Here is a 13,350-nt window from a genome sequence, read left to right as displayed (position 1 = left end):
AATTTAGAGCGCTTTTTGATTTTCTCAATCGTTTTCTCATCGGGTCCAAAGGAAAATTTCACTTTGCAGAACTTCACCCTTTGTAGGCGCAAAAAAAGGAAAGTTATAAGTAAAATAACGTCTACATGAGTACTTCACACTAATTCACAAAGGATTGAGCGTTTTTTTCAAGAGAAATCGATAATTATTTCGTCATTTTCTTAAAAAAACTCTGAGGAACATGTATTTTGTTCTGATGCACATTAGCCTAGCAAAGGGTTTTCCTTTTTTTTCATGAATAAAGGGTAAAGTTCTGCAAAAGCAAAAAATGCTTCAGCTGCTTTTTTGGAAAAATAGGCGTACAGATGTGAAAATGGATTTTCTCGGTTTGAATAACGTGATATAATAAGAAATAATATGTGCAAATCCAGGGGGAAGGCTTATGAAAACGGAAGTTTTAATCCACGAAACATTGTGCCGGAATTTGACGGACAAAGCATTTTTAAAAGAAATCGGAGTTTCCCGAAAAGAGATGGAGCAGAATCTGCAGAAACAGCGGTGGAAGCACATGGCGGCAGACCTGGCAGCAATTGGAATCGCAAATAAACGATGCAATGCGCAAGATGTTTTGGCTGCCGTAAAAAAGATTATTCCGCAGCTTTCGGAGGAACCGGAGGAAGGATGGCTGCGCCACTGCTACAGCTATCTTCTTGCCCAGCTATTTCCGGAGATGGGAGAACCTGACGGCGCAGCTTTTTACCACGATGGAAGAAGCTGGCTTTTGCAGATTCTTCGCAGCGTATATAGCTTTGAGCGGGAGCATCTTCCTTTCGACCCGACCAAGGATATGCAGTTTCTCACAGACAGCGAGGTGGAGGAAAAGGGTTATACCCAGGAATATATCCACATGCACAAGTTGGTAAAAAGTAAATACGTTTATGAGTTTATGCGTATCGGTATTGATATTACGCCTTTTAACACCCTTGGGCATATCAGCGGGGTTCATTACGTCGCCATGTTTGCAGCAAGACAGCTTGCAAAGGCTGGGGTGCCTGTGGATTTGGCGCTGATTTCCGGCGCGGCAGCAGGGCACGATATCGGAAAATACGGCTGTCGCAAAAGTGAGGAAAAGAGAATCCCTTACCTTCATTATTACTATACCGATTTGTGTTATAACCGTTTTCAAATGCCGACCATTGGCCATATTGCAGCCAATCACTCTACTTGGGATTTGGAGCTTGAAAACCTGTCTGTAGAGTCGTTGCTTTTGATTTATGCGGACTTCCGCGTGAAGAGCAGCCGAGATGAAAAGGGTGCAGAAGTAGTGCATTTTTACAGTTTAGCAGAGGCTTATGACGTGATTTTGGGCAAGCTGGATAACGTGGACGATGCGAAAAAGCTTCGCTACCAAAAGGTTTACGACAAACTGAAAGACTTTGAGAATTATATGGAAGAAAACGGAGTGCACACAGAACTTCCAGAGGATTTTGCGACAGAGCCGAAAGAAGCGCCGCATCCGAAGGTGCGCGAAATTGTTCTTTTGGAGGGAGAAGAGATTGTCAACCAACTGAAGTTTTCTGCCATCGGACATAACATCAGGCTGATGAGTCGCTTCCACCAGGACAGCGAGTTTGCCAGCCTCATAGAAGCTGCTAGAAGTGAGCAGCAGTGGAAGAATTTGCGAACCTATATCAGTATTTTGGGGGAGTACTCCACCTATATGACGGAAAAGCAAAAGCTTTTAACACTGAAATTTCTCTATGAACTGCTTTCTCATAAGGAAAGCGACATCAGAAGCCGGGCAGCAGAAATTATGGGCTGCATGGTCGCAGGCTTTAGCGAAGAGTACAAGAAAGAAGTGCCGACTGATATCACCTTGCCGGACCTCCTTGTCAGCAATCTGACCCTTTGGGAACAGTATCTGACGAAGATTTTAAACCCTTCATATAAGCTGACGGATCAGCATAAGAAGTGGATTTCCAACACGTTGGACAGCTTCGTCAGAGCTACGGTGAACCACTGCAAGCCGTCTTGCAGGCATAAATATTTTGACATTCTGGAAAAATTTTACCAGGATACGGAAAATCATACGGAAAGCACCGCCATGGTGCTTCTTGATGCGGCGGCAGTGATTGACCGCAGTTTGTGTACAGAAAGCTTTGTTGCCGTTATGAGCAGCTTTCTAAAAGGCAGTTTTGGAAGGTTTTCCAGGAGCGTGGATATCGGCGTTCTTTCTGCGGCACGCTGTTATTTTGACGCCTATACGGAAGAGCGTTATGACACTGACCTGCGAATGCTGATGAAACTGCCAAAAGACGAGGACTTTGATAAGCAGCTTGCAGCCATGTTTCTTGACGACTTGAAGACGGGCACACCGTGGATTCAAAAGGTGGCAAATATTGGTTTTATGCTGAAACACGCCATAGGCAGCGGTGACAGAGGAAAACTGCTTCATGTAGCGACGCATCTTTCCAATTTGGTAAAAGTCAGCGAGACTGTGACGGTGCGCCGTGCTGCCGGAGAGGGATTGCTTCATATGATTGCAAAAATGCCGCCGGAGCAGAGAAATGAGTTGACCGTAGAACTGTTTAACGGGTTGGAACTGGGCGATTATCAGTTTTCTAAATACATTCCGGATTACCTGGGTGTTATCATGCTCTATTTGCCGCCAAAGGAACTGGATGAGTCCATCGATGAGCTCCAAAAGATTCTGGAAACTGGAAATGAAATGACGGCATCTTCTGTGGTAAACACTCTTGGAGTAATGTTGGAGCACTATTCTGTTTATAAAGAGAATTTTTATGAGAAAGGTAATACCTCTGAGAAACGCCGTTTCAGACTTCTCAATCTGCTGGTGAAAGCTTATGCCAGCTATAATCATGTCTGTTCGGAGGAGGCTTTCTGGATTCTTGGCACCAGAGTTTTTGGCAGTGAAGTGCTGAGTCTTGCTGAAAAGAACGAGCTTTTCTGTCAGTGTTATAAGAAACTGGCAGTGCTGCTTTCTGAAAAGACGGAAGACCCATTGGACTTTTATAATAATGCGGCGGTTTTGAATCACATTTACAGATATATCGGTCAAAATCAGATTGAAACGGGGAATTTTGATTTTCAGCAAAGTCGCAAGGTGGCATTTTTTCCGGGCACCTTCGACCCATTCAGCTTGGGACACAAGGCTGTCGCCACTACGATTCGTGATATGGGATTTACAGTGTATATGGCTCTTGATGAGTTTTCATGGTCGAAGAACACTCAGCCGAGACTGCAGAGAAGAAAAATCATGAATATGTCAGTGGCTGACGAGGCGGATATCTATGTGTTCCCGGAGGATATTCCGGTTAATATCGCAAATCCGCAGGATATCAAGGTGCTGAAGGATACTTTCTGCGGAAAGGAACTTTATATTGCAGTAGGTACTGACGTGATTAAGAACGCTTCCTGCTACAAAGCGCCGCCGGAGACTGATTCTATTCACACCCTGAATCACATCGCTTTTGCCAGAGAATCAGGTGAGCAGAAGGAGGGTGCAGAGGAAGAAAAGGGCTATCCGATTACTGGTGAGGTGGTTTACCTGCGGCTGAAAAAATACTACGAAGATATCAGTTCCACCAGAATTAGAGAGAATATTGACCTCAACAGGGATATTTCCAACCTGATTGATACGGTGGCGCAAAATTATATTTACGACAGAAATCTCTATCTTAGAGAGCCTGCATATAAACATGTGCTGCAGGCAAAGGAGATTACGATCAGCAGCTACGAGCACAGAGATGTGGATAGTCTTGATAGAATCAGAGAGGATTTAATTTCCCGCGGCTATGATATGGAACGAATCAAGACATATTTGTCGCGGCAAGGCGTGCGTACGCTTTATATTGAAAACGGTGTGAGACAGAAGAAGATGGCGGCATTTGCAGCTGCCCACAGGGTGGAAACCAGCCAGCTTCTTGCGGAGTTTGGTGATCCTGCTATCGCTTCCCACATCAGAGATAAAGCCACCGGCGGTATTGCAGTTATCGGCGCTCTCTTTGTAGGGAAGGGAAGGGCGATTTCCAATGTAAATCAGATTCTTATTACAGAAATTCTAACGGAGCTTTTGGCGCGAGACTTTGCATATGTGGTATATCATCCGGCTGACGAAGCAGGATATAATCCACGGGTTATTGAGGCGCTGCGCAGGCAAGGCTTTATCAATATTGCAGAAGCTGGCAGCCAGACGCCGATTTATGCGGTAGACATGCGCTCGCCGATTGTGGTGTTCCGTGACGTTGAAACTGTAATTAAGAATCCGCTGAACAAAAATCCTAAGGTACTGCATGCTCTTGACGAGGCGCACAACAAAATGCTTCGGGTGCTGACGGGGATTTATCACGGACAGCTGGTGCTTTCCTTTAATACCAGCGCGGTGCACAACAAGATTATCGGAAAGGTTGCTAAGCTCAACGGCGTGCCAGTGGAACCTGCGAAAAACAGGCAGCGTGGTCCGTACATGTCGGTGCCTTTTGGAAAGGCGCTGGCGGATGTGGTGGTGCCGAATACAGTAACAAAGGCGCTGCACACGGAAAAATATTTTGACAGCGATTTGAGCCATTTCAATATTGCGGAGATGAAGCATTATGCGGCACTTGACAATCAAGCGAAGACAATCAAGTCTTTTAATCGCCCGATTATCCTGATTGATGATCTTTTGCACAAAGGTTACCGCATGAATATTTTAGACCCGATTTTGAAACAGAATCAGGTAGAGGTAAAGGAAATTATTGTGGGTGTTATGACCGGAAATGGCAGAGATTTAATGGCGGTGAGAAACAGAAAGGCAGAGAGTGCATATTTCCTGCCGAGCCTACAGGTTTGGATTAACGAGAGGGACAGTTATCCGTTTATCGGCGGCGACAGCATGGCAAAAGACGCAGATTCATCTATTAATCTGATTTTGCCGTACACTATGCCTACCTTTATCAAGGCCGGAACAGAGGCGGTCTTCGATTATTCCATGACCTGTCTGGAAAATGCCAGAGACATTTTGAAGGTATTGGAGCAGGAGTATCAGGCCACCTTTGAAAGAAAGCTGACGCTGAAACGTCTGGGCGAGGTTATCACCTATCCGCGACGTCCGGACATTGGAAATGGCATCAGCTACGATGAAAATCTGGCGCCGTCTGCTTATGTGGAAAACGATATTGAAAAGCTGATTCGTATGCGGCTGAAAGGATAAAAAGGAACGGAAGAATATGAAACGAATTGAAGATTTATGTAAGGAAGCGGGGGTGAAGAACCCTGTCAGCTTGCAGCGAGGCGGCTGCGCACCGGTCAGGCCTGGGAAGAAGCACCGGGTTAACGTTCTGGCTCTCGGCGACGTGGGAAGAACAGTTCTTCTGGGGCTGAAGCTGCTGGGTGGTGATGTGATTTCGTCCATCGGTATTTGCGACCTTTCAGCGGAAAACCTGCAGCGCCTTGAGATGGAAATGAATCAGATTTCCTATCCTTTTGAGGAGGCAGGATCGCTGCCGCAGGTTACGCCTGTAGCCGAAGAACAGCTCTTTGACTGTGATGTGTTTGTTTTCTGTGCAAGCAAAGGTGTGCCGCCGCTGGGAAGTCAAGGCGATGTGCGCATGGCACAGCTTGAAGCAAATAAGGAACTAATCAGTCGCTACGGAAAAATGGCGGCTGACACCCGTTTCAAAGGACTGGTGGCGGTGGTATCAGACCCCGTAGATCCACTTTGCAAGACATTTCTTACTTCCAGCGGTCTTGTGCCTTCCCAGATCCAGGGCTACGGCTTGGGGGTCATGAATGCAAGAGCTTTATATTTTGCTGGAAAAGACCAAAGGCTGGCGCATTATCGAGAAGAGGGGCGCGCTTTCGGACCTCACGGAGAAGATTTGGTGATTGCAGACAGCATTGTGCATTACGACGATGAACTGTCAAAGGAGCTGACTGCGCTGACGGTGAATGCCAATGTAGCGGTTCGGGAGCTAGGCTTTAAGCCGTATATCGCGCCTGCTATCTCATCTGCGGCCATCTCTATTCTGCTGACTTTGCGGGGAGCGTGGCACTACAGCTCTCTATATCTGGGAGATGAGAATACCGGCGCTTTTCTCGGCATTAAAAACCGCATGGAGGCAGACGGTCCTGTCTACGAGGATTTACCTTTGCCGGAGGCGCTGTATGAACGGATTAATAAGGCATATAGGCATCTGTTGACTTTAAAATGACGTATGTGAAAAGGAAAAGAGGCGATTGAATTTGCTAACAGTGATTAAACCGTTTTGCAAAGAATTTAAAAGGGAAAGTCGGATGGATCAGGTGCTTTCGGAAGCACTTAAAAATGTCAAGGCGGAATATCTTCTGACCGCTGACGATTTAGAAAGAACCGACCTCAGAGGCAGGAGACTGCTCTTTGCTGTCTGCCTTTCTGAAGCCGGTATCAATTTGGAATACTATCGTATGCTGGAGTATTTCCGCAAAGTGCCGGACTGCCTTGCAGGGGCTTGTGCAGGAGTAATTGTGGACGGCAGCGGAGAGCTTTTTACCAAAAGTCTCGCCCGGCGTCTGGTATTTTCTGCAAACATGGCAGGCTGTACTTTCCCTGGCAAACCTCTGGTGGAAGCAACCGGATCCTTATACAATTTTCAGATTATCAGCAAAGTGAATCATACGGATTTGGCGGAGGCTTATGCCGGGCAGGTGAAAAAACTGGTGCAGCGGCTTCTTTCTTTCGAAATTCATGGGGAAAAGACGCAAAAAGTGTTGATGGTTCACGCTAGCAGCAGGAAGACGTCCAACAGTCTGCTTCTTTGGGAAAAGGTACGCAGATATTTTGACGACGATGTAGAGGTGGAGGAGATTTCTCTGCGAAACGGTCAGCTCCTTGACTGCCGCGGCTGTAAATACGAGACCTGTCTGCATTTTGGCGAAAAGGACGACTGCTTTTATGGTGGCGTCATGGTAGAAAAGGTTTATCCTGCTATCATTAAATGCGATACGCTGGTGATGGTTTGCCCTAATTACAATGATGCGGTCAGCGCTAACCTGACAGCCTTTATTAACCGGCTGACCTCTGTGTTCCGCACCCACGACTTCTCAAAGAAAAGAGTCTTTGCTCTAGTGATATCCGGCTACAGCGGCGGAGATATTGTGGCGGAGCAGGTGATTGGTGCGATGAATTTCAACAAGAACTTTATTTTACCGGGAAATTTTGCTCTGGTAGAAACTGCTAATAATCCGGGAAGCATTCTAAAAGTGGAAAATCTGGAAGAAAAAGCCGCAGCCTTCGCGGAGAGAATTTATTCTTCACTTTAGAACACTTTTGCGGTATAATAGAAGTATCCAAAGGGATAGGATAGAGAACAGAAAGGGTGTTTTTTATGAAGAAACTAGTTACAATCAGCAGAGAGTACGGAAGCGGTGGGCGCATTATCGGAAGACTTGTTGCGGAGAAACTGGGCGTGCCATTTTACGATAAGGAGATTATCGATATGGCGGTAGAAAAGAGTGGATTATCCAGAGAAATTGTGGAGACCGCGGAGCTTCGTGCAAAGAGCAGCTTCTCGTATAGCCTTTCTTCAGCAATGAACTTCGGTGAGGGCATGATGAGCGAGGCAGTTTCCGTTAACGAAAAGCTTTTTATCACCCAATTTGATGTGATTAATCAGATTGGCGAGGAGGGTGAAGGCGTCATCGTCGGAAGGTGTGCTGATTACATTCTCAAGGATATGCCAGGGGTGACGAATATCTTTGTTTATGCGGAACTGGAAGACAGAATTCGCCGTTGCATCAATGTTTATGGCATTGATGCCGCCGATGCAAAGGAGACAGTGCATACTTATGACAAAGCTCGTGCAAACTACTATAACTACCATACCTGCCAGAAATGGGGGCAGTTCTCCAACTATAATTTGGCAATCAACAGCAGTTATATTTCAGAAGAAGAGGCTGCAAGCTTAATTGTGGAATACGTTAATAAGAGAACATATAGATAAATTAAAGTGAAAATCAAGTGGATGAGTCGAGAATTTTGACCACGGAGGAAATGAAATGAGCAAGAAAAATAAACTGGAGCCGAATAAGGCGGATAAAGGAAGAAAAAGCGGCACGTCTGCAGCAGCAAAGGTAGCCCTTGCAATTTTAGGTGTAGGCTTTGTGGCAGGAACTACGTTGGTAGTGGGTATGGACCACATCATGAAGAAAATCTTTGTGAACGAAGACTGGCCAGATGAAGAATGGTCGAGAGATGACTGGGCTGAAGAAGATTTAGAAGGATAAAAAGCGATAAGGAGCATGTCAGATGGTGGCATGCTCTTTTCTTGACTAACCCAACCATTGTGTGGTATCCTAAAAGATAGAAACTGCCTCGCCCCATTCGGCGCAGGAGACGAAAGGAATGAATAGAAATGACTGAGAAAAAGGGAACTTATTATATTACGACCCCGATTTACTATCCAAGCTCCAACCTTCATATAGGACACACATACTGTACAGTTATGGCAGACGCTATGGCAAGATTCAAGAGACTGTCAGGCTATGACGTGCGTTTCCTTACAGGAACAGATGAGCATGGACAGAAGATCCAGACCATTGCAGAAGAAAAGGGCGTTAGCCCGCAGGAATACGTGGATGGTGTAGTTGCTGGCATTAAAGAGCTGTGGAAGACCATGGAAATTTCTTATGATGACTTTATCAGAACCACTGAAGACAGACATGTAAAGCGGGTGCAGGCTATTTTTAATAAAATGTACGAAAAAGGCGATATCTATAAAGGCGAGTACGAAGGTCTGTACTGCACGCCGTGCGAATCTTTCTGGACAGAAAGTCAGCTTGTGGACGGCTGCTGTCCGGACTGCGGAAGACCTGTGCAGAAAGCCAAGGAAGAAGCTTATTTCTTTAAACTTTCCAAATATCAGGACAAGCTGATTGACCTTTTGGAAAACACCAACTTCCTTGAACCTGAAACCAGAAGAAACGAAATGCTGGGATTTATCAGACAGGGGCTTGATGACCTTTGCATTTCCCGCTCTACCTTTGACTGGGGTATTCAGGTACCAATTGATGAAAAGCATGTCATCTATGTATGGCTGGATGCACTTTCAAACTATATCACTGCCTTGGGCTATCCTGACGATCCGGAACTTTTCGAAAAATACTGGCCGGCTGATGTGCACCTTGTAGGAAAAGAAATTGTTAGATTCCATTCCATTATCTGGCCCGCAATGCTGATGTCTTTAGATTTGCCGGTTCCAAAGCAGGTTTTGGGTCACGGCTGGCTGCTTCTTGAAGGCGGCAAGATGAGCAAGTCCAAGGGCAATGTGGTTGACCCGGTGAAGCTCATCGACCGTTATGGCATCGACGCGCTGAAATATTTCCTGCTTCGCGAGTATACCTTTGGACAGGACGGCGTGTTCACCAATGAAGTGATGCTGAAACGGATGAACTACGACCTTGCTAACGACCTTGGAAATCTGGTGTCCAGAACGGCTTCCATGATCGAAAAATATTGTGGCGGCGTCGTGCCGGAAAGCAACACGGAAGACGATATCGACAAAGATCTGAAAGCAATCGCGACTGGCGCGGCCTCCAAGGTGGAAGCTCAGATGGACAAGTTCGCGTTCAATATGGCGCTGGAAGAAATCTGGATTCTTGTTAGACGTGCCAATAAATATATCGACGAAAAAGCACCGTGGATTCTGGCAAAGGACGAAGCAAAGAAGCCGGAACTGGATACCTGCCTGCACAATCTGGCAGAGTCTCTGCGTATCATTTCCATTCTGATTCATCCGTTTATGCATACTACCTCTGACAAGATTAGAAAGCAGATGGGTCTGTGGTATGCGGATGTGGTCTGGGAAGACGCGTTTACTTTCGATATGATGTATCAGGAACAGGTGAAGAAGGGTGAAGCCATTTTCCCGAGACTTGATATCGAAAAGGAACTTGAGGAACTGGATGCTATGCAGAAAGCTGGTGCAGAGCCTGAAGAAGAGAATATTCCGCTGGAATTGAAGCCGGAAATCGAATACGATGATTTTGACAAGATTGATTTCCGTGTAGGTCTTATCGAAAAGGCAGAGAAGCACCCGAAGGCTGATAAGCTTCTGGTCTTCCAGATTAAGATGGGAACAGAACGCCGCCAGATTATCTCCGGCGTAGCAGAAGACTTTAAGCCGGAAGATATGGTCGGAAAGAAAGTAATCATCGTCGCCAACCTGAAGCCACGCAAACTGCGCGGTCTGGAGTCAAAGGGCATGATTATGTTCGCTGAAAACGGTGAAAGATGTGAAATCGTTACTACCATAGCTGAAGACGGCGTAGTGGTAGATTAAATGATGGAATGACAAAGGGAGGTTTCCATGGAGGGAATCTTCCTTTTTGAAGAGGTGTGACTTATGGCAATCTTGAATTTTGCTGACATTTTACAAAAAGTGGGAATTGACCCCAAGAGAGTAAAAGTGATTCGTCATTCACTAACAAGTGATCAGTTTAAACCTTGCTATAAAAAAGGAATGATTTGGGAGTATACAAGAACACAAAGCCGGAATTTTGCAAAGGATTTTGACTATTGGGCTGTATTTATCGGTGATGAGGGAACGATGGCAAGATTCTACGCATTGTACAAAGTCGATGGATTTGTACCGGCAACCCCGGAGGTTATGCCTGTAGGATTTCCTCATGTCGATTGGTTTACAGGGGAAAATGGGTATTTTAATCTGGAACATGTGGATTTGCTGCAGGAATATGAAGATCGGCTGATTATCGATTGGGGCAGAGGCACACTGGCATGGCATCAGAGCGGTTCTTTGGAAAAACCGATTGTGGCAATTCAGTCACGTGCGGCAGAAGTATTCAGCGGCTACGAGAATCTGATATTGTCTTTTGACCAGCTGAATACGATTATTAAAAATCGTCCGGTTTATGAATCCTGGCATACGGCACTGGAAGCGGTGAAAGCAGTCTATTTAATTGTGGACACGGTTTCCGGACAGCAATATGTAGGGTCCGCTTATGGAAATGATGGACTTCTCGGCAGATGGAAAGCATACATAGATACAAGAGATGGGGGAAACAAGAAAATCAAAGAACTTCTTTGCAAGGCCCCTGAGCGTTATCACAAATTTCAATTTTCAATCTTGCAGGTTTTGCCTAAGTCGACATCTAATGAATCCGTAATGCAGTGTGAAGCGCTTTATAAAAATAAATTGCTATCTAAAGAATTTGGAATGAATGATAATTGATAAAACGTGTCTTAATGACGCTGAGGATTATTAAACTAAAAAATCACCCTAGTCATATACACTAAATGTGTGGATGGCTAGGGTGATTTTGATTAACCATTTAAAAGATGTCTACAGTATTCAATCAGTTCTTTAGAAAAGAGAGTTTGGTATTCTTCCTTACATACGGAATCTTCCATCGTCAAATCTAAACGGTTAAGAATATATAGGGTTCTGAATCCATCGGAGCAGTCGCCTTTGCGCATTGCTTTATCAATTAGCTTTTTTGCAGTTTCTACGCCGCCAATCTCTGATATCATTTGGTTAAATCTTGTTGGATTGTAGTGGCATTCTTTTTTGGCGATGTGCATTTTTTCAATTAGTTCATTATGAAATCGAAAGGCGAGTCTATCCATATGCTTCTACCTCCTGTTATTAATAAAGATATTAGAACCGGCTATGAGCACCTTTAAAAAATTCAGATAAAAATCTTATTAAAGGTGCTCATGTTTTATATCAGCTCTACAATTACAGATTAATTTTCTTTCGGTAACTATCGGTTAAAGTGAGTTCTCCGCGGCCATTGTGTGCGATGCCTGCCCATTCAAGGATGGCTGCTAAGAAAAAAACTGGATCGTAAACAGAGTCTCCGAAACTTTTTCCTGAGTAATGATAGCCGATGGCTCCAACAACTGTTTTTTCGGTGCATTTACCTTCGCCGAGTTTGTAGTTTCTTCCATTGCCTTTTTCAGCAGTACCTCCTTGTGAAACCAGCAAATCGACGATTATATCAAATACTTTATATTGCCAAGGCGGGTTTATGTTAACTTTATTGCTGATGAAAGAAAGGCCATCGGAAGCAGCTCTAATCTCATGAGAACCACCGTTGACTGTATATACGGTAGCTTTTCCGCCGTTTTCCATCAGTTTCTGTTTAATAATATCGGACGCTTTATTGCTGTTTTCTGGAATTGTCCAAGTTGACATATCTATTATCTCCTGATTTTCTGTTGAATCTGCTGCTGTGTCATCGAAAAGATTTAGTGATACCAGTAAATTGTCTAATTGTTTTTTTGCAGTTGGATAAGAAACATTCAGTTCCTTTTGGACTGCGTTCAAATTACCTCTGTGCTTTAAAAATGTAATGAGAAAAGTATATTGCTCTGGGTCTAAAGAGTCGAAGGAATTTAATTCAAAATCATTTTTTAACTCCATTCCGCAGCCTTTACAAGTTAAGGTGGAAATATTTAGTTTTGTACTGCATACAGGACAGTGGGATATCATTTTTGCCATATGACTTTCTCCTTTCATTGCTATAATACTATAGATGGAATGAAAAGTCAATGTAGATTGAAAAATATTTAAGTCTATTTATGAAAAGAAGAATAAATAGTGTACTATTTAATAATGAGAAGCCTTGAAGAGGCATCAATTGCAATATGTGCCTAAAAACAGCTATCATATTATCTGAATTTGACAAAAACAGCGTCTTTAGCTAAAATATTATCTATGAATACGATTTTGGATTTAATAAAATCTCCCAGAGAGATAGAACTGGAAATTGCTAAGAATGCCAGACGGCGAAAGAAAGAGGCGGGGCTTACTCAGGAGGAACTTGCCAGAAAGTCCGGGGTCAGTCTTGGCTCTTTAAAACACTTTGAGAATAAGGGAAAGATATCTATGGAGTCTCTGATTAAAATCGCTGAGACACTGGATTATCAGGAGGATTTTTTGAAACTGTTCGCACAGAGGCGCTACAGATCCATTGAGGAGATTATTCATGAAAGAGATTAATGTGCTGTCTGTTTTTCCTGACGGAAGAAAAATCGGTACTTTGGCAAAATATGAACGAAATTTGACTGCCTTTCAATATGAAGATGACTGGCTGGATAAAAAAGGTGTGTGGAAATTATCCCCTGCATATGATTTGACCTACAGCAGCAGTCTTGGCGGTGAGCGTGCTACCTGCGTCAATGGAAATGGAAAGAATCCGGCATGGAAGATGTTTTAGTAGTAGAGGAAAGCGCATGCATTTCTTCATCAAAGGCACAAAAGATTGCCAGGGATGTGCAGGAGATTACTAAGGAACTGCAAAGATTCTTTCCAAGATAGAGTTTTATAGTTTATATTCTCATAGAAATGATTAAACTTATCTACTGACGGATGT

At 44.2% G+C, this 13,350-nt stretch carries 11 protein-coding genes; 9 read left to right on the top strand and 2 right to left on the bottom strand.

Annotated features, from left to right (window positions below):
• Window positions 1-421: 421 nt before the first annotated feature.
• The 7 genes from NFR88_RS09365 to NFR88_RS09335 all read left to right on the top strand — a co-directional run bounded on the left by NFR88_RS09365 (window position 422) and on the right by NFR88_RS09335 (window position 11,204).
• Window positions 422-5,191, top strand: coding sequence for a hypothetical protein (locus NFR88_RS09365; protein ID WP_251615419.1), 4,770 nt, complete (start codon window positions 422-424; stop codon window positions 5,189-5,191).
• A gap of 16 nt (window positions 5,192-5,207) precedes the next feature.
• On the top strand, window positions 5,208-6,191 hold the full coding sequence (locus NFR88_RS09360; RefSeq protein WP_251615417.1) for a lactate/malate family dehydrogenase: 984 nt from the start codon (window positions 5,208-5,210) through the stop codon (window positions 6,189-6,191).
• A gap of 25 nt (window positions 6,192-6,216) precedes the next feature.
• Window positions 6,217-7,278 carry a flavodoxin family protein gene (locus NFR88_RS09355; RefSeq protein ID WP_243151072.1) on the top strand — a complete coding sequence of 354 codons (1,062 nt, stop codon included), beginning with the start codon at window positions 6,217-6,219 and terminating at the stop codon, window positions 7,276-7,278.
• A 65-nt stretch (window positions 7,279-7,343) separates the two neighbouring features.
• Entirely contained in the window at window positions 7,344-7,958 is a 615-nt protein-coding gene (locus tag NFR88_RS09350) for a cytidylate kinase-like family protein (protein WP_251615413.1), read from the top strand.
• A gap of 55 nt (window positions 7,959-8,013) precedes the next feature.
• On the top strand, window positions 8,014-8,241 hold the full coding sequence (locus tag NFR88_RS09345) for a hypothetical protein (protein WP_160202321.1): 228 nt from the start codon (window positions 8,014-8,016) through the stop codon (window positions 8,239-8,241).
• A gap of 128 nt (window positions 8,242-8,369) precedes the next feature.
• Window positions 8,370-10,295 (top strand): methionine--tRNA ligase, encoded by a 1,926-nt coding sequence (metG, locus tag NFR88_RS09340; protein WP_251615398.1) that lies wholly within the window; start codon window positions 8,370-8,372, stop codon window positions 10,293-10,295.
• A 63-nt stretch (window positions 10,296-10,358) separates the two neighbouring features.
• The gene (locus tag NFR88_RS09335) at window positions 10,359-11,204 is read left to right on the top strand and encodes a GIY-YIG nuclease family protein (RefSeq protein ID WP_251615394.1); all 846 of its coding nucleotides are present in this window, start codon (window positions 10,359-10,361) and stop codon (window positions 11,202-11,204) included.
• A 92-nt stretch (window positions 11,205-11,296) separates the two neighbouring features.
• Here the strand turns inward: NFR88_RS09335 and NFR88_RS09330 are convergent, their stop codons facing one another.
• Together NFR88_RS09330 and NFR88_RS09325 are read right to left on the bottom strand one after the other, a co-directional pair.
• The gene (locus NFR88_RS09330) at window positions 11,297-11,599 is read right to left on the bottom strand and encodes a hypothetical protein (protein WP_251615391.1); all 303 of its coding nucleotides are present in this window, start codon (window positions 11,597-11,599) and stop codon (window positions 11,297-11,299) included.
• Between the two features lie 112 nt (window positions 11,600-11,711).
• Entirely contained in the window at window positions 11,712-12,476 is a 765-nt protein-coding gene (locus tag NFR88_RS09325; RefSeq protein ID WP_251615388.1) for a DUF2089 domain-containing protein, read from the bottom strand.
• A 216-nt stretch (window positions 12,477-12,692) separates the two neighbouring features.
• Here NFR88_RS09325 and NFR88_RS09320 point away from each other — a divergent pair, with 216 nt between their 5' ends.
• Window positions 12,693-12,977: a helix-turn-helix domain-containing protein gene (locus tag NFR88_RS09320; RefSeq protein WP_161908107.1), complete on the top strand. Its 285-nt coding sequence runs from the start codon at window positions 12,693-12,695 to the stop codon at window positions 12,975-12,977.
• Window positions 12,964-13,194: a HipA N-terminal domain-containing protein gene (locus NFR88_RS09315; RefSeq protein WP_161908106.1), complete on the top strand. Its 231-nt coding sequence runs from the start codon at window positions 12,964-12,966 to the stop codon at window positions 13,192-13,194. The genes NFR88_RS09320 and NFR88_RS09315 overlap by 14 nt, the downstream gene beginning before the upstream one ends.
• Window positions 13,195-13,350 lie beyond the last annotated feature (156 nt).

Source organism: Senimuribacter intestinalis (assembly GCF_943192965.1).
GTDB lineage: Bacteria > Bacillota > Clostridia > Peptostreptococcales > Anaerovoracaceae > Senimuribacter > Senimuribacter intestinalis.
This window is presented reverse-complemented; position numbering and strand designations above follow the sequence as displayed.